The organism is Christensenella sp. KGMB01412, assembly GCF_055522415.1.
On the sequence record NZ_JBVFVW010000011.1, the window covers coordinates 28,869 to 49,472 of the forward strand.

Sequence of the window (20,604 nt, forward strand, 5' to 3'; positions counted from 1 at the left end):
TTAGTCACTTGTATATGCAATTTATACCATAATTTCCCACATCAAAAAAGCCGTTTCCAGTCTTTCTGGAAACGGCTTTTTTTAACATCTGGGGAAGATGTTTTTCTGGTATTGCCTGAGTTTTTCCGCAAAATTCACAATATCCTGTGCAGAGTATACTTTTTTACGTTCCACGCGCACCGGGCGGTATAGCTGCAACGCATAAGCGGGAAGCTCTTCCACCCCCTGCGCCATACGCAAAAGGTCTTTTTCCGATAGCTCTGGAATCACCGTTGTGCGAAGCTCCCATTCTACCGTCGCGCCCCGCAGAAGCTCCAGTGTCTGCTCCACTCCGGACGCGTCATGCCCGCATACCTGCGTATACAGTTCAAACGGCGCTTTGTAATCCATCGCCACATAGTCGACGCATCCACGCCGGAGCATTTCCTCCACTACCTGTGGCGCGCTGCCGTTCGTGTCCAGCTTCACGTCGTATCCCAGCTCCTTCAGGCGCTGCGCGAATTCCGGCAAATCTTCCTGCAATGTGGGTTCGCCGCCGGATATCACGATTCCGTCCAGCAGCCCGGCCCTCTTTTCCAAAAAGCGCCACACCTCTTTTTCATCCATCAGTTCTTTTGTCGTAAGGAGCTCGCGATTATGGCAAAACCCGCAGTCATAGTTGCATCCGGCAGTAAAAACGACTGCCGCCAGCCTGTGCGGAAAATCGATCGTTGCCGTTTTCAAAAGCCCTGCAATGTTCAAATAGAATTCTCCTTGATCGTATATTTCACGCGCTCGTCATACTCTGTCTTCTTGCCCTTGTGGAAGTTCTGTACCGGGCGTAAATATCCCACTACGCGGCTCCACACCTCTGTGTCGCTCCCACACTGCGGGCAGGTAAATTGCTCGCCGTCCAGATAACCGTGCTCCTGGCAAATCGAAAAGGTAGGCGTCAGTGAGATATACGGCAGCTTATAGTTGGTAAACACCTTGCGAATCAGCCGCTTGGCCACCTCCACGTCAGATATCCTCTCCCCAAGGTACAGATGCAAAACAGTGCCGCCCGTGTAAAGGCTTTGCAATTCGTCCTGCAAATCCATCGTCTCAAAAATATCGTCTGTAAAACCAACCGGGAGCTGTGTCGAATTTGTGTAATACGGCACCTTGTCGTCGCCCGCACAAATAATCTCAGGATATTTTTTCCTGTCAAGCTCTGCAAGCCTGTAGCTTGTTCCCTCGGCAGGCGTCGCCTCCAGATTGTAGAAGTGTCCTGTCTCCTCTTGGATTCCCGTCATCAAATCGCGCATATAATTCATAATAGAAACGGCAAATTCCTGCCCCTTTTCCGTCGTCAGGTCTGTTCCGTCGCCAAAGAAATTTTTCAGCGCCTCGTTCATGCCCAGCACGCCGATCGTATTAAAATGATTAAACCAGTATTGGTTTGTCCGCATCTTGATATTACGCAGGTAATGCGCCGAGAATGGGTATAGTCCCTTCTCCGTCTGGTCCTCGATAATTTTACGCTTTATTTCGAGGCTGTTTTTCGCCATCATTACAAGCTTCCACAAACGCGCGCGGAATTCCCCTTCCGATTTGGACAGATAGCCGATTCTTGGAAGGTTAATCGTCACCACGCCAATCGATCCTGTCATCGGATTGCTTCCAAAAAGTCCGCCGCCGCGTTTCCTCAGCTCTTTTGTGTCCAGACGCAGACGGCAGCACATTGAGAGCGCATCTTCCGGATTCAGGTCTGAATTAATATAGTTTGAAAAATACGGAATACCATATTTACACGTAATCTCCATAAAACGGTTCACCACAGGGCTGTCCCAGTCAAAATCGTTTGTCACGTTGATCGTGGGAATCGGGAAGGTAAATACGCGTCCATGCGCGTCGCCCTCCAGCATCACTTCGCAAAACGCCTGATTGAAAATATCCATTTCCTTCTGGAATTCGCCATAGCTTTCGTTCATAACCTTGCCGCCGCAAATTACCGCCTCGTCCTTGAGGGTACGCGGGCAAACGATGTCAAACGTCAGGTTGGAGAACGGACACTGGAACCCCACGCGCGTGGGTACGTTGATATTAAAAATAAATTCCTGCAATGCCTGTTTTACAGCGTCAAACGTCATATTATCATAGCGGATAAACGGAGCGCAGTAGGTGTCGATGGAAGACCATGCCTGCGCGCCCGCCGTTTCACCCTGCGTTGTAAAGGTCGAATTCACAACCTGTCCCAAAAAGGAACGCAAATGCTTCGCCGGGGAGGACTCCACCTTTCCCGGAACGCCGCCAAACCCGTCCATAAGCAGCTGGCGCAGGTCCCAGCCCGCACAATACGGCCCAAAAAATCCAAGGTCATGAATGTGGAAATCCCCTCCTACGTGCGCCTCACGCACCTCCTGCGGATATACCTCGTGCAGCCAGTACTGCTTTGTAAACGTCTCGCGCACATAGTTGTTCATTCCATTAATCGATTTTTGTGTGTTTGCGTTTTCCTTGATCTGCCAGTCTTTGTCGTCCAGATAGTCCGAGAACATATCGATTGTCGCGCCGATCAAAGCGTTGGATTCTCTTGCGGCACGCCTCTTTTCCCTGTAAAGGATATATGCCTTTGCCGTCTTTGCGTGTCCCCGCTCGATCAGCACCTTTTCCACAATATCCTGTATCTGCTCTACATCCGCCTCATCCGCCTTGAGCTGGAGATTCGCGATGTCCACCACCTCGTTCGAAATTTTCTGTGCCGTGTCAAAATCATCGCCGCCCACCGCAGTGACCGCCTTAAAAATAGCCCATGTGATTTTTTCCTGCTGGAACTGTTCCGTGCTTCCGTTTCTCTTCCTGATTTGCGTAATCATCTTTCTTTCTCCTGTCCGTTTCGTTTATTCATATCATAATCTGGAAAACCGAAAAGAAAAGCGCCCGGAAAGGACGCGCCTATTCCGCTTTTGCCATACTCCGTGGCAGCGTACTGAAGTTTACAGGCAGGTCTTCTGGCTTGGGCGTCAGACGCAGTGTACGCCTTCCCGAATATCATTCAGTGGCTTTGTACCCTGCTTCGCCCTTACAGCGGCGGGACCGCGCGGGATTTGCACCCGTCTTCCCTTTTATACCCCGATTCGGGATACCTGTAACACAATATACTGTGCTTTTTCATTTCATTAATACATAGATATTGTATTGCCATTCCATACAAATGTCAATACCGCATGTTTTTCCCTTAAATAAAAGAAACCGCCCCGTAAAGCGGTTTCCTGCCTGTCAACTGGTTTTTTCCCAAAAAAATTTAATTAATTTTAATCTTTCTCTGCAAAAAACAGCTCCGGCTCCCGGCGTATTTTCATCAGCTTTCCCTCCAGTTGCTTCACCGCAACGGCAAAAACCGGTCCCCCAACGCTCCTCGCCTTTTGCGGGCATTCCTTCACACACGCCAGACAGCGGATGCAGCTCGCCTTGTCCGTATTTCTCGGATTGTCCTTTGAAATCGCTCCCGCCGGACATATCCGTACGCACACCCCGCATTGATTGCAGGCTTTTGCGCCCTTCGGCGCGAAAGGAACCGTCTGGAACTCCCTGTACGGCCTGTTCCCCGGAAGCCCCAGTGCGGCTGTTTTTCCACTTTCAAGGCATTCCTTCGTTTTCTCTGCAAGACACGCCACAGCCTTCCTGTCCTTTTCGTCAGGTCGTCCTTCGCCAATTCTTGCGGAAAAAGTATGCGGCGCAATAAACGCTCCGGCTCCTACGCCAAAAAAGCCCTGCCTCGCGCAGTAGTCGGATAGCTCCAAAAGAGCGTCCTCAAACGCGCGGTTTCCATAGCTTACCACAAATAGAGCGGGCGTATTCTCGCCATGCAGCTTTCCAAATAATCCGCCCCGCACCTGCGGTATCCTTCCATAATATACGGGTGCGCCGATCACAACAAGCTCATCCGGTCCAAAAAAATGTTCCTGCGCTCGTTCTTCCCTGTCAGTAAGGTTGATCTCTGTATATTCCGCATCCAGCTCTTTGGCAATCGCGCACACATATTCGCGTGTTCCCTTCGTTGGACTGAAATAAATTGCAGTTACTTTTTTTGCAGTCATTCCCACCATCTCCTCCATCTTATTGTCTATTGATCGGTTTCACGTTCCCGCCTGTGCCGCGCGTGCTTTTCCCTCGCTTCCATATGCCGCTTTCTGCGGTCCGAACCCTTTATATTCTTCCATATCGCGCCAATGTCAATCTTATCGCCTTTTCTCAGCTCCGGTTTCACATCCAGCAAAACCTCGACCTCCGTGCGAATCACCTTTGCGAAATCAAAGCTTCCGTCCGACATCACCCACGCAAACGACGTACTCATAAACGTCTGGTGCACAAGCGCACACAGCATCTGCGCGTCGGAGCTGTTCCTGATCTCGCCCGCCTTCTGCCCCTTGCCGATAATATCGCACTGCATTTGCATCATTGCCCCGCGTTTTTCATTGATGCGGAATGTTCCCACATCGCAATTAAGGTTTTTGATAAAGAGCTGCCGGGCAATTTCTGTCCCGGATTCGCTTATATGCTCCAAAAACGGGTTATAAGAAAGCAGGAGTTGCTCTACATAATTTTCAGCGTTCAGTATTTGAACAAAGTATTCCGTCCCAATATCGTACGGCAACTCATAGAAGTCTTTCAGGAGCTCGTCCTTGGATTTAAAATAGTAGTAAAAGGTATGCTTGTTTACGCCGCTTTGCTCACATATCTCATTGATGGTTACATTTTCAAAGCCACGTTCCTGAAATAGATTCAGCCCGATTTCCTTAATTCTTGTTTTAGTGTCCCTGCCCGCCATTTCTATTACTTCTTTCTTGCAGCATATTAACAAATCACAGCGCACATCCTACGCATGAAAATGTTTGCTGCATAGCAGCTCCCTGCAAATGTTGTTTACACATCCATTTGAGAAACTGCAATCATAATCTAAAACGAGATTAACATATAAATGCAACTGCGTCAATATTTTTAACAATCTTATTGACATTATTATGCAACCGCGGTATCATAAGTCCACGGAAGTTTCAATCAAGGCAAAAGCCACTCTGTAAGAAAGGAAGAAAAACGCTTTATGATGCGCATAATGAAATACTTAAAGCCCTACGCCGCGCTCATACTCGCTGCTATCGTGCTGCTTTTCGGGCAGGCGTTCTGCGATCTGTCATTGCCAAATTATATGTCCAAGATCGTAGACACCGGCATTCAGCAAGGCGGTATCGAAAACGCCATTCCATCGGCAGTCAGTGAAAATACAATGAACTCGCTGCTTCCCTTTATGGATGAGCAGCAGCAAAAAACGGTGCAGGAAAGCTACACGCTCATAAACCAATCAAGCGCCGACTATGATACTTATTTGAAATCCTATCCGGCCCTTGCAAACGAAGCTGTCTATGTCAGGACAGATATGAATGAAGGAGGAACGGAGGCGCTTAACTCTGCTTTTTCAAAAGCATTCGCATCCGTCAGCGCAATCGAGCAGGTAATGAGCGCGGAGCAAAGCGGCTCGTCCAGCATTGCCCTCGATAAACAGGTCAACGAAGACGGCAGCGAGAAAACCGCCGAGATTCCGCCTGCATTGCTGCAGTTTCTGGGTTATTATACACAGCAGGCACAGGGAGAGGACTTCTTTACGGCACTCAGCTCCTATCCGGATTCCGCGGCGGTATATGAAAGCCTGAACGAATTGCTTAAAGAAAAAATCGGAGGAATGGATGCCAGTATGCTCACGCAGATGGCCATTCCCGCGGTCACACAGGAATATCAGGCGCTTGGAGTGGACACCACCAAGGTCCAGCAGGATTACATCTGGAACAACGGCTTTTCTATGTTGATGCTGGCGCTTGGCTCTGCGGCCTGCACGGTCGTGGTCGGTTTTTTTGCCGCGAGGATCGGTGCGGGGCTTGCCCGCGACCTGCGTCAAAAGACCTTCACCAAGGTAGAGAACTTCTCCAATGTAGAGTTCGATAAATTTTCGACTGCGTCGCTGATCACGCGGAGTACCAACGATATCACCCAAATACAAATGGTCGTCATCATGATGATCCGTATGGTTATCTATGCGCCTATCATGGGTGTAGGCGGCGTCATTATGGCACTCAACAAAAGCGTATCCATGTCGTGGATTATTGCGCTTGCAGTGGTTGTTTTGCTTGGTTTCATCGGTACGATCTTTGCAGTCGTCATGCCCAAGTTCAAAAAGATGCAGTCCCTTGTTGACCGCCTGAACCTGGTCATGCGCGAAAACCTTTCAGGCCTCATGGTCATCCGGGCGTTCAATACGCAAAATTTTGAGCTCGACCGTTTTGACAAGGCAAATGAAGACCTTACAAAAACTTCGCTGTTCGTCGGTCGTGTCATGATCTGGTTGTACCCGATTATGACGCTTATTATGAACGGGGTTTCCATCCTCATCATTTGGGTGGGCGCGAACCAGATCGCAGCCTCGTCCATGCAGGTCGGCGATATGATGGCGTTCATGCAATACGCAATGCAGATTGTTATGGCCTTCCTCATGATGTCCATGATGTTCATCATGCTCCCCCGTGCTTCTGTTTCGGCACACCGTATTGCAGATGTAATCGATACGGAGCCGCAGATTCACGATCCCAAAGATCCAAAGCACTTTACGGATCCCAAGGGCCTGCTTGAATTCAAGGACGTATGTTTTGCCTATCCCGGCGCGGAGGATAATGTCCTGACGGATATCAACTTCACCGCAAAACCCGGTGAGACCACTGCCTTTATCGGCTCCACCGGCTCAGGCAAATCTACGGTCGCAAACCTCATTCCGCGTTTTTATGACGTTTCCTGCGGAAGCGTCACCATCGACGGAATCGACGTACGCGACGTCACAAGGCACGATCTGCGCGAGCAGGTCGGCTACGTTCCGCAAAAATCAGTGCTGTTTTCCGGTACCATCGCGTCCAATCTCCGTCTCGGCGACGAGGAGGCTACGGACGCGCAAATGGAAAAAGCGGCGGAAGAAGCGCAGGCAATGGAATTCATCAGTAAGAATCCCAAAGGTCTTGACGCAAGTATTTCGCAGGGCGGCGCAAACGTGTCAGGCGGTCAAAAACAGCGCTTGTCCATTGCACGCGCGCTTGTCAAGGATCCAAACATCTACGTATTTGACGACAGCTTCTCAGCGCTCGATTTCAAGACGGACGCGACGCTGCGAGAAGCGATCAAGGAACAAACGAAGGATAAGACTGTGCTGATTATTGCCCAGCGCGTCGGTACCATTATGGACGCGCAGCAGATCATCGTTCTCGATGAAGGAAAGATCGTCGGCAAGGGCACGCACAGGGAACTCATGCAAACCTGCGAAGCATATCGCGAGATTGCACTCTCCCAGCTTTCAGAGGAGGAATTACAATGAGCAATGAAACAAAAAGACCTCCCGTAAGGCAAGGAGGAGGCCCCGGCGGGCCGCAGATCGCAATGGCAGGCGCGAAAGCCAAAGATTTTAAAGGCTCGATAGGCCGCCTGCTCAAATACATTGGAAAATACAAGATCGCGGTCATCATCGTTGTCATCTTTGCGGTCGCTTCAACGATCTTCTCAATCATCGGCCCGAAACTCATGGGTAACGCGACCACCGTTCTCTTTGAAGGGGTTATGGGCCAAATCGGCGGCACCGGACAGGGCGTGGATTTCCTGAAGATCAGCCAGATCCTGATCACCCTTGTGATCCTGTACGGTATTTCGGCCCTGTTCGGATACATTCAGGGATATATCATGACCGGCGTATCCATGAAGGTCACCTACCGTCTGCGTAAGGACATCAGCGAAAAGGTCAACACACTGCCCCTTTCGTATTTTGACAAAACAAGCCACGGGGATATCCTGTCGCGCGTTACAAACGATGTAGACACCATCAGCCAGACGCTCAACCAGAGCCTGTCGCAAATCATTACCTCCGTAACGATGGTCATCGGCGTGCTCGTCATGATGTTTACCATCAACTGGTTGATGACGCTCGTCGTGCTGATCATCATACCTGTCTCTTTGGTGCTGATCATGCTGGTGGTTAAAAAATCACAGAAATTCTTCAAGCAGCAGCAACGCTATCTTGGAACTGTAAACGGGCATGTTGAGGAAATGTTTGCCGGCCACAACGTCATCTCCGCCTATAACGGCGAAGAGGAGAGCATCGAGGTATTTAACGGCGAAAACGAAAAGCTGTATAGCGCCGCGTGGAAGGCAAACTTTATGTCAGGCATGATGCAGCCCATCATGTCCTTCATCGGCAACCTCGGTTATGTCGCAGTATGCGTGCTTGGCGGTTATCTGGCGGCGACGGGCTCTATTACGGTTGGTAACATCCAGTCGTTTGTACAGTATGTCCGCAGCTTTACTATGCCGCTCTCTCAGCTTGCAAATATCTCCAATGTCCTGCAGCAAACGGCGGCGGCTTCCGAGCGCGTGTTTGAATTCCTCAATGAAGAAGAGGAATCTCCAGACACCCCAAATCCGATCAAGCTTGACAAGGTTGACGGCAACGTGGAATTTGAAGACGTCCACTTTGGCTATAACCCGGATAAAATTATCATCAACGATTTTTCCGCAAAGATCAAGCCTGGTCAAAAAATTGCTATCGTCGGCCCAACCGGCGCGGGCAAAACCACTATGATCAAACTGCTGATGCGTTTTTACGACCTCAACAGCGGCAAAATCCTGATCGACGGCCACGCCACTACGGATTTCACGCGGGCAGACCTGCGCAGGCACTTTGGTATGGTGCTGCAGGACACTTGGCTGTATAACGATACGATCATGGAAAACATCCGCTACGGGCGTATGGACGCAACAGACGAGGAGGTCATCGCCGCGGCGAAGGCGGCCTATGCCGACCACTTCATCAAAGCGCTGCCCCACGGCTATGAAATGGTGCTCAACGAAGACGCTACCAATATCTCGCAGGGCCAGAAGCAGCTGCTTACAATCGCGCGGGCGATTCTGGCGGATCCGGATATGCTGATTCTTGACGAAGCCACAAGCTCAGTCGATACGCGTACGGAAAGCCTCATTCAAAAGGCTATGGACGCCCTTATGAAAGATCGTACCAGCTTTGTGATCGCGCACCGCCTGTCCACCATCAAGGACGCGGATCTCATCCTCGTTATGAAGGACGGGGATATCATCGAGCAGGGCACGCATAATGAGCTTCTTGAGCGGGGCGGCTTCTATGCCGAGCTCTATAACAGCCAGTTTGCTGCTCCGGCAGCTGCATTGCAGTCCCAATCCTGAAAAATCTAAAACAAAATACTGAAAACAAAGAACGGCCACTTATGGCTGTTCTTTGTTATTTAGTCCATATATTTCCTCCCTTTTACTGTTTTGACTTTTCCGTTGAATTGTTGTAAAGTATGCTCGTGACTACAACGTGAAGGAGTTCAGTATGGCAATCGACACCGTCAGGGAATATTTGAAACAGTTTGGCAGGCAACAGGATATTATGGAATTCAGCACCTCCAGCGCAACCGTAGAGCTTGCGGCTCAGGCGCTCAATGTAATTCCCGCCCGTATCGCAAAAACGCTTTCCTTCCGTGTGAATGACGCATGTATCCTGATCGTCACAGCTGGCGACGCAAAGATCGATAATCCCAAATACCGCACGCAGTTTTCCTGCAAAGCAAAAATGCTTTCCGCAGAAGAGGTTGAACCGATGACAGGCCATGAAATCGGCGGCGTATGCCCTTTTGCCAACCCGCAGGACGTAAGGACGTTTCTTGATGTTTCGCTCCAACGCTTTGACACGGTGTTTCCCGCCTGTGGCAGCAGTAATTCGGCAATCGAGCTTTCATGCGGCGAGCTGTTTCGTTATGCAAACGCACAGGACTGGATCGACGTATGTAAAGGCTGGCAAGAAGAATAGAAAAAAGGAGAAGCAAGTTTATGTTACTATTATGTTATCCAAAATGCACGACCTGTAAAAAGGCTGAAAAATGGCTGGATGAAAACGGTATTTCCTATGAATACCGCGACATCAAACTGCAAAATCCGACAAAAGAGGAGCTCATGCTTTGGCAGGAAAAAAGCGGGCTTCCACTGAAAAAATTCTTTAATACAAGCGGGCTTTTATATAAAAGCCTTAACCTGAAGGATAAGCTCCCTGCCATGAGCGAAGACGAGCAATTCTCGCTTCTTGCAACGGACGGCATGCTGGTAAAGCGCCCCATCCTCATAAGCGATGACTTTGTGCTTACAGGCTTTCGCCCTGCGGAATGGGAACAAAAACTGAAATAATAAAAAAGCCTTTGGCGGCAGTCTTTCCGCCAAAGGCTTTTTCCTTTACATCCATTGCTGATTTTACCAAAGCCGGCTTTATCCAACGTTTCCTATTCAATAAAATCAATCATATTGTTTAGCCGGATCACATCCTCCGGCCTTATTTTCAGCGTATGGAATTCGTCGCCCGTCCCGCCATAAATAAAGTCGTGTATGGTCAGCTGTTTGTCAAACAGAATGGGCAGGTTATGCCCCACCAGCGGAATTCTGCCCGCTTCGTATCCTGTCGCCTGCTTCACCACCTTTGGATCCGCAAGCCCTTTTACATCATAACCCAGCACGGTTTTGATGCTGCTTACATCCATATCCGTACGCTGCGCGCTCATTACCATCGCTACAAGCCCCTGCTGCGTTGCAATCACAAACACAGGCGCGCATAGCTCCAGATCAAAATACTCCGCCGCATCTTTTGTCTTTAAAATTGGTTTTTCATGCTCGATAATCTCGCAATCCGCCTTGCTTTCCGTCAAATATTCTCTGAGTTGTTCCAAATTCATCATGCTAATTCTGCCCCTGTTTTACAATGTCCGCCACATCCGCGCCGATGAGGGTAATCAAATCCTGTGGCATAAGCTCCACCTGCTGCCCGATCTTCCCGGCGCTTACCAGCATCGTATCAAGCGCACGGCACGATTCGTCAATCACCGTATGGAATTGCTTTTTCATGCCCACCGGCGAGCATCCTCCGCGGATGTATCCCGTCACCTTACTGATGTCTTTCACATGGATCATTTCCACATTTTTTTCACCTGCCGCGCGCGCCGCTTTTTTCACGTCAAGCTCACACGCCACCGGAATCACAAATACGATATAGCGCCTGTCCGCCCCCTGCGTTACCAACGTTTTAAAAACCTTCCGCACAGGAATTCCAAGCTTTTGCGCAACCTCGGTTCCCGGGACGGCAAGCCCGTCCGTTTCATAGGAATGCGCAGTGTATTTTATGTTCGCCCTGTCTAAAATACGCATTGCGTTTGTCTTTGCATTCGCCATAAAACCCTCCGTATTTATTATACCGGAAAACCTCTTTTTTTCCAACAGAAAACCGTCCGGTGTTTTGTCCGGACGGTTCTGGTCGTTTCATTATTTCGATGTTTTTTGCTGAACCTTGTTGTTTGCCTTTGTCGAAGCCTGATTTACTTTGGAAGACGCTTTGCTCACGGCTTCTTTTGTTTTGTCTTTTACCTTTGTCATTGCTTCATCAACTTTTTTTCCTGCTTTTTCCATTGCTTTCATTTTCATTACCTCTTATTATCTTTCATTTTTTCGGTACGCTTTCACGCGTTCCTGCTTTGTGCTATTACAATACACCGCGCCGAATCATTAAAACATTAAAATGAAAAAATACGAGATAAATCCGTTGTTTAAAATCGCATGTCCTTCTGTCACGCCGGAAATAAGAATTTCATAAGCAGCCGTTCAGCGGCGGGGCCGTTTTCAAAATCAAATATCCTGCGTTTTCCCTGCGCATCCACAATCATAAAACCCGTTTCATCCAGAACGGTCTCAAATCCACAGGCTTCCAGCGCAAGCCCAAGAGCGAATTCCCATGAATAAACGTCTGTTTCTTCTCCATCCTGCAAAAGCTCCAGAAAACGCTCAAACTCTTCATAAGAAACGCCGTTCTCCAAAAAAGCCCGCCAAAGCCCGGCAATCTGTTCAATCCCAAGCGCACTGATGCACTCCCTGTAGCCTTCTCCGATGGGTTTTAGCATCGCATACCTGTAATAAAACAGCTCCAAATCCGCAAACAGCCCTCTTGCCAGTGGAGCTTCATCCCATTCGCGGCCCAATACCGCGCACGGCTTTTCTACCTGCAAAAGCACTTCGCGCGCAAGCGCGCAATCCTTTTCTCCTGCAAAACGCAGACAAAAACACAGGTTTCGAAGCGCCCTGAAATCCTCGCCTGTCGCATCATATTTTTGAAAAATCACATTGCCGTTCTCCGTTTCAACTGTGATTTCCCCATTTTCATATCCGCTCGTAAGTCCGCTTACCACAAGCGGTGTTTCTTGCGCGGCAAGAGCGAGCATCGGTCCATATTCCTCTACCAGCATATCCGTTTCAAAATAGGAACCGTAAAATAAAATATGCAGTACGCTGCTCCCCTCCAGCATATAATATTGCGGCATAACGCCGGTCTGGACGCGCAGCGCATCCACCAGGCAGGCAAGCACGCGCAGCAGATGGGCCTGCTGATGCGGTTTTGGAATTGCAATATCCCTGTTTTGAACATAATTACGCCTGAGCATCTTCTTTCCCCTCGATTCTCAGCATCCTGTACCCCACGCCAACATGTGTCTGGATATATTTCTGCCCCTTGTCTATCTTTTTACGCAGAGTCGCCATAAATACGCGAAGTGACGGTACGTCGCTTTCAAAGCCGCTTCCCCATACTTCTTTGAGGATATACTGGTGTGTCAGTACCCTCCCCACATTCTTTGCGAGCAGGCAAACGAGCTTATATTCCATGGGCGTCAGGTGGCACTCCACACCATCCACATATACGCAGCCGGCTGCGTAATCGATTTTCAGTCCGCCGTTTTCAAACACAGAATTTTCCATATTCGGTACGCTGCCAATCCTCCTTGCGGCCACACGGATACGCGCCAAAAGCTCCTCCATACTAAACGGTTTGGTAAGATAATCGTCCGCGCCAGCGTCAAGCGCGCTGATTTTGTCCCTGTCCTCCATACGCGCGCTCACCACAATAATCGGGCAATTCGACCATGTCCTGATCTTCCTGATGATATCCACACCGTCCATATCCGGCAATCCAAGGTCAAGGATAATCATATCCGGCTGTTTTGAAACAGCCAGCATCAAAGCCTCCTCCCCCGTTTGCGCCGTATAGCACTGGTAAGCGTTCATATCCAGCGTCGCCGACATAAAATTTTTGATCGCCTGGTCGTCCTCAACCACCATGATTGAAGTTTTCATTTTCCTTCACCTCCGCTATGGGCAGCGTAAATTCGAATACAGTTCCGCACGGCTCGTTATCCTTTACCCTGATCCTGCCGCCGTGCGCTTCCACAATCGTCCTGCACAGCGCCAGCCCCAGTCCCAGCCCCCTGCGGCTGTCCGTCTGCTTGCCTCCCGCCGTATAAAACATATCAAAAATATTTTTCTTATCCGCGTCGCTGATTCCTTTTCCATTGTCCGCAACGCATACCACCGCTTCTTTTCCCCTGCGTGCGGCGCTGATCAAAATATCCGAGCCTGGCTGCGTGTATTTGACGGCATTATCCACCAGATTGATCATTACCTGCACAATCAGCTGCACGTCGACGTCCGCCATCAACATATCGTCCGCCAAATCAATCCTGATATGATGCTCTTCCGCCTTACGGCTCAAATGACGCAGCGCTTCCTCTACGATCTCCGATATGAATTGAGGCTCCGTTTTAAGCTTTACGTTCCCATTGTCTATCCTTGATACGGAAAGCAGGTTTTCCACCAGATTGATCAACCACAATGAATCGTCGTAAATTCCTGTCACAAGGCGTTTTTTTGTCTCCTCGTCAAAGCAGTTCGTAAGCAACGAACTTGCGCTTCCGGAAATACTCGTGAGCGGCGTACGCAGATCATGCGATACCGCGCGCAGCAGGTTAGAACGGAAGCGTTCGCTTTCCGCCTGTGTTTCCGCCTTTCTTTGCGCCTCGTTCAGGTAATACTTTTCAATCGCCGATCCAATCTGTGCAAACAACGTATACAGCAGCGAATCCTGTATGCTGTCTATCTGGTCGTCGGCATCTGTCACTATGCCGATTGCTGCCAGCACCCTTTCCTTTGTCGTAAGCGGAGTATAGCGCGCCGCCGCGCCGGGCAGCGTATTGGTGCCCTTTCCAGCGGAATGTCCGTTCCGGATACACCACGCCGCTACAGCCTGCTCGTCGGGCGTGATATATGCGCTGTTTTTTTCCAGTATTCCCTCTTCGTCGCACGCATAAACCCTGCCGATCTCATTTCCGTCCGCGAGGTAAAACACCACCGGTTTATGCGCCAGCTTCGCTACTTTGCCAATCGCGTGCGTTGCTATCTCATCCAGCGTCTTTGCGTCCTGCAGGCTTCGATTTGTCTCCAGCAGCACGTTCGTGCGAAAAGCATTTATTGTGGCGATTGCCGCCTGTTTTTTTACTTTGCTCGTAAGCGCGCTTGTAATCAGCGCGGCAATCAGCATAATTGCAAATGTCACCGGATATTCCGCTCCGTATGCGTTGAAGGTAAACCGCGGATCGGTAAAGAAAAAATTATACATCAGCACGCCGATTACAGATGCCACAACTCCATAAAACCGTCCATGCGTCTGGTTTGCCGTAATCAATACGCCCAAAATCAAAATGACGATGATATTCGCCTGGTTAAAACCAACCCAGTCAAAAAACGCTCCCACTGCGATGCACGCTGCCATTATGAGCAGCATTTTGAGGAAATCCTTCCAGTGGAACCGGAATGTTCCCCACCTGATCCGGTGCCGCGCCGGTTTGTAATCCTGCGCGTCGTTGTCCGGGATGACAAAAACCTCAAGCTCCGCGGCATAGGATATCAATTCATCGATCATGTTCTGGCCGCGCTTCCATATCTTCGGTTTCTGGCGCGTCCTCCCAACGACAATCTTTGTAACGCCGCTCACCTTGGAAAAACGGGCAATCTGCATCGGTACGTTGTCGCCGTATGTCGTAGCGATTTTTGCACCCAGCTCCTTGGCAAGCCGGATGTTGTCACGCAGCAGCTTTGCATTTTCCCGGTTTAAAACCGGGCTTGTCGGCGTATCCACGAAAAGCGCGGTAAAAGAGGCGTGGAACGCTTCTGCCATACGCGCCGCCGTACGAATTACCTTTGCGTTGGAAGGCGATGTTGAGAGACATACCAGAATATGCTCCCTCGCCGGCGCCGTACGTTCCGGCGTATCCTTATTTACCCTGTCGGCCACCCGCCTCAACGCGATCTCGCGCAGCGCCGCGAGATTGCCCTTCACAAAAAAATGGGCCAACGCCTGATGCGCCTGTTGTTCTTTATAGATTTTACCGGCTTCCAGGCGCGCGAGCAGTACCGACGGCTCCACGTCGATGATCTCCACCTCGTCCGCCATATCGAAAATCCGGTCTGGAACGCGTTCCTTTACGATCACCTGCGTGATCGACGCAACGATATCATTAAGGCTTTCAATGTGCTGCACATTTACGGTTGTATAAACGTCAATGCCTGCGCCCATCAGCTCTTCGATATCTCCCCAGCGCTTGGTATGGCGCAATCCCTGCGCATTCGTATGCGCGAGTTCGTCCACCAGAATCAGCTGCGGCTTTCTTTCAAGCGCGCCGTCAAGGTCAAATTCCCGCAGCTTGATTCCTTTGTACGGCACCTCAAGCGGCGGCAACACCTCAAGCCCGTCCAAAAGTGCAAGCGTTTCAGGCCGGGTGTGCGGCTCCACATATCCGACTACAACGTCAACACCCTGCTCTTTTGCAGCGTGCGCGGCCTCAAGCATGGCATAGGTTTTTCCAACACCCGCCGCGTATCCAAAGAATATTTTAAGTTTTCCCCGCCGCTCTTTCTCCGGTTGCATCTGCCGAAGCAGCTCGTTTGGATCGGGCCGCGCATCATCAAGCATTCATTTCTCCTCCTTGGCGCCAGGTTATTTCAATAGGCCGTCCAGCGCCAGATTCACTTCCAAAACATTTACCGTCGGTTCTCCAAAAATTCCGAGAAACCTTCCCTCCGTATATTTTGCCACAATCTCGCGCACCTGACCAGCAGGAATATTACGAGCCCTTGCAATCCGCTCCACCTGGTATTCGGCGGCAGCAGGCGAAATATGCGGATCGAGTCCGCTGCCGGAGCACGTCACAAGATCTGACGGAATCGGTTCGTCGCCTTTTTCAGGATGCGCATCACGCAGCTTTTGTACGCGTTCTTCAATAAGGGCGGCATATTCGTCGCTGGCAGGAGAGAGGTTCGAAGGCCCTGCAAACAGCAACGGATTTCCCTGATCGTCGTAAAATGTTTCCGTATTAAGGTTCATCACGCGTCCCCACATATATTCTTCCGTAGTGAATTCCTGTGCCAGTAACGTGCTGCCATACTTTTTCCCGTCTATCTCAATCATACTGCCGTTTGCCTGTTTTGGAAAGGCAAGCTGCGAAATCCCGGTTACCACCAGCGGATAAATCACGCCGCAAACCAGCGTAAAAATTAAAATCATGATCAAAGCCGGCAGGGCAACTTTTTTTATATTTTTTAACATTGTCCGTTCCTCCTAAAATAATCCTACCGCTACAAGCAGCATATCGATCAGCTTGATTGCAATGAACGGCAGGATTACGCCGCCAACGCCAAACACCAACAGGTTACGCGACAACAGCTTTTTTGCCGGCACTTCCCTGTATTTTACGCCCTTCAGCGCCAGCGGAATCAGCGCTACAATGATCACCGCATTATAGATGACCGCAGAAAATATCGCGCTTTCCGGGCTGTGCAGCCTCATGATGTTAAGCGCCTGCAACTGCGGGAACAGCAGGAAGAAAAGCGGCGGGATGATCGCAAAATATTTTGCGATATCGTTGGCAATGCTGAATGTTGTAAGCGCACCGCGCGTCATCAAAAGCTGCTTGCCGATCCTCACAATGTCGATCAGCTTCGTCGGCGACGAATCAAGATCCACCATGTTGCCCGCCTCTTTGGCTGCCTGCGTGCCCGTGTTCATGGCGACCGCAACATCAGCCTGTGCAAGCGCGGGCGCGTCGTTTGTGCCGTCGCCTGTCATTGCCACCATATGTCCGTGCTTCTGGTAATCGCGTATCAGCTCCAGCTTGCCCTCCGGAGTCGCCTCTGCCAGAAAATCATCCACACCTGCTTCGGCGGCGATTGCCGCAGCGGTAAGCGGGTTGTCTCCTGTAATCATGATCGTCCTGATGCCCATTTTCCGCAGGTCGGCAAATTTTTCCTGTACACCCTGCTTGATAATATCCTTTAAATGGACGACTCCAAGTATTTTCCCATTCTTCGCAACCAGCAACGGTGTCCCCCCGCTGTTTGCAACGCGTTTTACAGTTTCGTCGCATTCCGGCGAGTAGTTTCCGCCTTTTGACTGCACATATTCTTTTACCGCATCCGCAGCCCCCTTACGTACTTCATTTCCTTCGTAATCCACACCGCTCATTCTTGTTTTGGCAGAAAACGGGATAAACTGGACATTCATCTCGCCTATATTGCGGCCCCGGATTCCGAACTTCTCTTTTGCCAGCACTACGATGCTCCTGCCTTCAGGCGTTTCATCAGAGAGCGAAGACAGTTGGGCCGCATCCGCAAGCTCCCTGATATCCGTTCCATCCACAGGTATAAATTCACTTGCCTGACGGTTGCCAAGCGTGATCGTCCCTGTTTTATCGAGCATCAGGATATCTACGTCGCCCGCGGCTTCGATTGCCCTGCCGCTCATTGCAAGTACGTTAGCCTGATTGAGCCTGCTCATGCCTGCAATACCGATTGCGGAAAGCAGCGCGCCAATCGTCGTGGGCGCAAGGCATACAAGCAACGCCAGCAGGGAGGTAACGGACGTTGGATTTGCGCTCATACCCTGCATCTGTGCGGAAAAATGTGCAAACGCGTAAAGCGATACAGTCACAACGAGGAATATGATCGTCAGCGATACCAACAGTATCTGCAACGCGACCTCGTTTGGCGTCTTTTTGCGCGCTGCGCCTTCCACCATGGCAATCATCTTGTCAAGGAAGCTCTCGCCCGGATTGCTCGTCACATGGATCACCAGCCAGTCGGATATCACCGTGGTTCCTCCTGTTACTGCGCAGCGGTCGCCGCCGCTCTCACGAATCACCGGGGCAGATTCCCCGGTGATCGCGCTTTCATCTACAGACGCCGCCCCATCGATCACGTCGCCGTCCGCGGGTATCTGCTCCCCGGCTTTCACGAGTACAATATCGCCTTTCCTAAGGGAAGCGGATGGAACTTCTTCCACTCTGTCCCTTTCTTCAGGCGAGGGTATCTTATAAGCCGTAATATCACGCTTCGTCGCGCGCAGGGCATCCGCCTGCGCTTTTCCCCTGCCCTCGGCGATCGCCTCTGCAAAATTGGCAAACAGTACGGTCAGCCATAACAGTACCGCGATACCCAGTATAAACTCCGGCGTATTGTCCCTGATACCCGCAAGCGCGATCACATAAAGCACAGTTGTCAATATCGCCGCAACATATACGACAAACATAACCGGATTTTGCACCTGTATCTTCGGATTCAGCTTCAAAAACGAGTCTTTCAGAGCGCGTCCGATCATTTGCTTATTTACAAACTTTGTCTTTTTATCCTTCATGATCTTTTCACTCCTAACCTATCATCTGGAAGAACTCTGCAATCGGCCCAACCGCAAGCGCCGGAAGAAAGCTCAGCGCTCCGACAAGCAGTACAACCAGTATCAATACGGCGATAAACAGCGCGCCCGTTGTGGGCAACGTTCCCGCGCTGACCGCGACTTTTTGTTTGCGGACCAGCGATCCGGCGATCGCAAGCGTTGCAATCATCGGCATAAAACGTACAAACAGCATCACAATCCCAATCGCCACATTCAGGAAAGGCACGTTGGCGTTCAGGCCCGCAAATGCAGAACCATTGTTGCCCGCGCCGGATGAAAAGGCGTACAATACCTCCGAAAACCCATGCGGCCCACTATTGTTGAGGCTATCCATCACGGTAGGCACATAGCAGGCAATCGCCGTGCCAATAAGCGCCGCGAGAGGCGTCGCAAGGCATACGAGCGTCGCCATCTTCATTTCATACGGTTCTATCTTCTTTCCAAGAAATTCCGGTGTTCTGCCCACCATAAGCCCCGCAATGAATACCGCTACAATCGCAAACGCCAGCATTCCGTAAAGCCCGCAGCCAACGCCACCGAATATGACCTCGCCAAGCTGCATCTGCAGCATTGTAATCATTCCGCCAAGCGGTGTATAGCTGTCGTGCATGGAGTTAACAGAGCCGTTTGAGGCAGCCGTTGTAAATGAAGCCCAGGTGCTTGACGTCGCGATTCCAAACCGCGCTTCCTTGCCTTCCATGTTACCGCCCGGTTGCCCCTGCGTTGTCATATTGACCGCGCCGTCCTGGGCAAGCTGCGGCGTACCGTTTGCTTCGTTCGCTCCAATCACCGCAAGAAAACCTACGAGCATAATGAGCATTGCCAGAAACAATGCAACACCCTGTTTTTTGTTCTTTACATTCCTGCCAAATGTGAAGCACAGCGCAACAGGAATCAGCAGGAGCGATATCATCTCTATCATATTGGAGAATATGGTTGGATTCTCCAGCGGGAAGGCCGAGTTCACACCAAAGAAACCGCCACCATTCGTCCCCAACTGCTTGATCGCAATCTGGCTTGCGGCAGGCCCCTGCGGTATTACCTGGCTTGTGATTACCGTTCCGTCGTCAAGCGTAACCGGATGCAAAAGCTGTACCTCCGTATAGGAGGAAAGGTTCTGCACGACTCCCTGGGAAACAAGTAAAATCGCCACCACCAGCGAAAGCGGAATCAGCACATACCAAACCACCCTCGTCAGGTCTACCCAGAAGTTTCCAATCCCCGTTCCCTTTTCCCTCGTGAATCCACGAATCAACGCGAACAACACCACGATGCCTACGCCCGCAGATACAAAGTTTTGTACGGTCAGGCCAAGCATCTGTGTAAAATAGGAAAGCGCGCTCTCACCGGAATAAGACTGCCAGTTCGTATTCGTCACAAAGCTTGACGTCGTATTGAACGCCAGATGCCACGATGTTCCGTCGATGTTTTCCGGATTCAACGGCAGGACTCCTTGCGCCATATTGAGAAAAAAGAGGATTGCAAAACTAAAAACGCTGAACATAATGCAGCAGGCCGCATATTTCTTCCAGCCCATATCCTCGTTCTTATCAACGTGCAAAACCTTGTAGGTGAAATTTTCCACCGGCACAAAGGCCTTTGAAAGAAACGTCTTTTCACCGTTCATTACCTTACCGATGTACTTTCCAAGCGGTATGGCAAGCGCCACGAGTATCACGATGTAAAGCGCATACTGCAAAATCTGATTGCTCATTGCCTGTCACCTCTCAGCAGGACCACAAACAGGTACACAAAGAGTGCCGCCGCCACAATCCCAATTATTGTGATTACCACAGACATAACCTTTCTCCTTTCTTTTGCTGCATATCTAGGTCACTTAGTATTATAGGTCGCCGGAAATAAAGACGGTGTTAGGGTTATGCGCTTTGTATTAAGATTGTATAAAGAAAGAAACAAAAAAGGCCGTCCCCATTGGCTCATAGGGACGGCCTTTCTCT

General features: G+C 50.3%; 18 protein-coding genes and 1 riboswitch. Of the genes, 4 read left to right on the forward strand and 14 right to left on the reverse strand.

The annotated features are described in order from the left end of the window. Positions 1 to 81: 81 nt before the first annotated feature. From ACS5WU_RS12710 to ACS5WU_RS12725, 4 genes are all read right to left on the reverse strand, one after another. On the reverse strand, positions 82 to 741 hold the full coding sequence (locus tag ACS5WU_RS12710; protein WP_302760045.1) for an anaerobic ribonucleoside-triphosphate reductase activating protein: 660 nt from the start codon (positions 739 to 741) through the stop codon (positions 82 to 84). Then, positions 738 to 2,837 (reverse strand): ribonucleoside triphosphate reductase, encoded by a 2,100-nt coding sequence (locus ACS5WU_RS12715; protein WP_046443916.1) that lies wholly within the window; start codon positions 2,835 to 2,837, stop codon positions 738 to 740. Before ACS5WU_RS12715 ends, ACS5WU_RS12710 begins: the two co-directional genes overlap by 4 nt. A gap of 108 nt (positions 2,838 to 2,945) precedes the next feature. After that, a riboswitch (cobalamin riboswitch) is annotated at positions 2,946 to 3,126 on the reverse strand. 149 nt (positions 3,127 to 3,275) lie between these two features. Continuing rightward, positions 3,276 to 4,061, reverse strand: coding sequence for a 4Fe-4S binding protein (locus tag ACS5WU_RS12720; protein ID WP_302760044.1), 786 nt, complete (start codon positions 4,059 to 4,061; stop codon positions 3,276 to 3,278). A gap of 26 nt (positions 4,062 to 4,087) precedes the next feature. After that, positions 4,088 to 4,792 (reverse strand): TetR/AcrR family transcriptional regulator, encoded by a 705-nt coding sequence (locus ACS5WU_RS12725; protein WP_059108638.1) that lies wholly within the window; start codon positions 4,790 to 4,792, stop codon positions 4,088 to 4,090. Positions 4,793 to 5,077: 285 nt separating this feature from the next. On the opposite strand from ACS5WU_RS12725, the gene ACS5WU_RS12730 reads away from it, so the two are divergent. The 4 genes from ACS5WU_RS12730 (at position 5,078) to ACS5WU_RS12745 (ending at position 10,242) form a co-directional block, all read left to right on the forward strand. Further along, complete coding sequence (locus tag ACS5WU_RS12730) at positions 5,078 to 7,372, forward strand: ABC transporter ATP-binding protein (protein WP_465089190.1); 2,295 nt, start codon at positions 5,078 to 5,080, stop codon at positions 7,370 to 7,372. Continuing rightward, on the forward strand, positions 7,369 to 9,243 hold the full coding sequence (locus ACS5WU_RS12735) for an ABC transporter ATP-binding protein (RefSeq protein ID WP_302760041.1): 1,875 nt from the start codon (positions 7,369 to 7,371) through the stop codon (positions 9,241 to 9,243). The genes ACS5WU_RS12730 and ACS5WU_RS12735 overlap by 4 nt, the downstream gene beginning before the upstream one ends. 151 nt (positions 9,244 to 9,394) lie before the next feature. Continuing rightward, positions 9,395 to 9,871, forward strand: coding sequence for a YbaK/EbsC family protein (locus ACS5WU_RS12740; RefSeq protein WP_302760040.1), 477 nt, complete (start codon positions 9,395 to 9,397; stop codon positions 9,869 to 9,871). A gap of 20 nt (positions 9,872 to 9,891) precedes the next feature. Beyond that, positions 9,892 to 10,242, forward strand: a complete 351-nt coding sequence (locus ACS5WU_RS12745; protein ID WP_046443905.1) for an arsenate reductase family protein — start codon at positions 9,892 to 9,894, stop codon at positions 10,240 to 10,242. Between the two features lie 92 nt (positions 10,243 to 10,334). Here the strand turns inward: ACS5WU_RS12745 and ACS5WU_RS12750 are convergent, their stop codons facing one another. From ACS5WU_RS12750 to ACS5WU_RS12795, 10 genes are all read right to left on the reverse strand, one after another. After that, on the reverse strand, positions 10,335 to 10,784 hold the full coding sequence (locus ACS5WU_RS12750; protein ID WP_046443904.1) for an aminoacyl-tRNA deacylase: 450 nt from the start codon (positions 10,782 to 10,784) through the stop codon (positions 10,335 to 10,337). Between the two features lies 1 nt (position 10,785). Next, entirely contained in the window at positions 10,786 to 11,274 is a 489-nt protein-coding gene (gene ybaK / locus ACS5WU_RS12755; protein ID WP_059108643.1) for a Cys-tRNA(Pro) deacylase, read from the reverse strand. Between the two features lie 90 nt (positions 11,275 to 11,364). Beyond that, positions 11,365 to 11,517 (reverse strand): hypothetical protein, encoded by a 153-nt coding sequence (locus ACS5WU_RS12760; RefSeq protein WP_156415066.1) that lies wholly within the window; start codon positions 11,515 to 11,517, stop codon positions 11,365 to 11,367. A 149-nt stretch (positions 11,518 to 11,666) separates the two neighbouring features. Further along, positions 11,667 to 12,533 (reverse strand): hypothetical protein, encoded by an 867-nt coding sequence (locus ACS5WU_RS12765; protein ID WP_059108644.1) that lies wholly within the window; start codon positions 12,531 to 12,533, stop codon positions 11,667 to 11,669. Continuing rightward, complete coding sequence (locus ACS5WU_RS12770) at positions 12,520 to 13,221, reverse strand: response regulator (RefSeq protein WP_046443901.1); 702 nt, start codon at positions 13,219 to 13,221, stop codon at positions 12,520 to 12,522. Before ACS5WU_RS12770 ends, ACS5WU_RS12765 begins: the two co-directional genes overlap by 14 nt. Then, positions 13,196 to 15,892: a sensor histidine kinase gene (locus ACS5WU_RS12775; protein ID WP_302760037.1), complete on the reverse strand. Its 2,697-nt coding sequence runs from the start codon at positions 15,890 to 15,892 to the stop codon at positions 13,196 to 13,198. The genes ACS5WU_RS12770 and ACS5WU_RS12775 overlap by 26 nt, the downstream gene beginning before the upstream one ends. A 24-nt stretch (positions 15,893 to 15,916) precedes the next feature. After that, positions 15,917 to 16,525 carry a potassium-transporting ATPase subunit KdpC gene (kdpC, locus tag ACS5WU_RS12780; protein WP_046443899.1) on the reverse strand — a complete coding sequence of 203 codons (609 nt, stop codon included), beginning with the start codon at positions 16,523 to 16,525 and terminating at the stop codon, positions 15,917 to 15,919. A gap of 12 nt (positions 16,526 to 16,537) precedes the next feature. Next, positions 16,538 to 18,607 (reverse strand): potassium-transporting ATPase subunit KdpB, encoded by a 2,070-nt coding sequence (kdpB, locus tag ACS5WU_RS12785; protein ID WP_046443898.1) that lies wholly within the window; start codon positions 18,605 to 18,607, stop codon positions 16,538 to 16,540. Positions 18,608 to 18,620: 13 nt separating this feature from the next. After that, on the reverse strand, positions 18,621 to 20,360 hold the full coding sequence (kdpA, locus tag ACS5WU_RS12790) for a potassium-transporting ATPase subunit KdpA (RefSeq protein WP_046443897.1): 1,740 nt from the start codon (positions 20,358 to 20,360) through the stop codon (positions 18,621 to 18,623). Beyond that, entirely contained in the window at positions 20,357 to 20,446 is a 90-nt protein-coding gene (locus ACS5WU_RS12795) for a potassium-transporting ATPase subunit F (protein ID WP_082103502.1), read from the reverse strand. Before ACS5WU_RS12795 ends, kdpA begins: the two co-directional genes overlap by 4 nt. Positions 20,447 to 20,604: the final 158 nt, after the last annotated feature.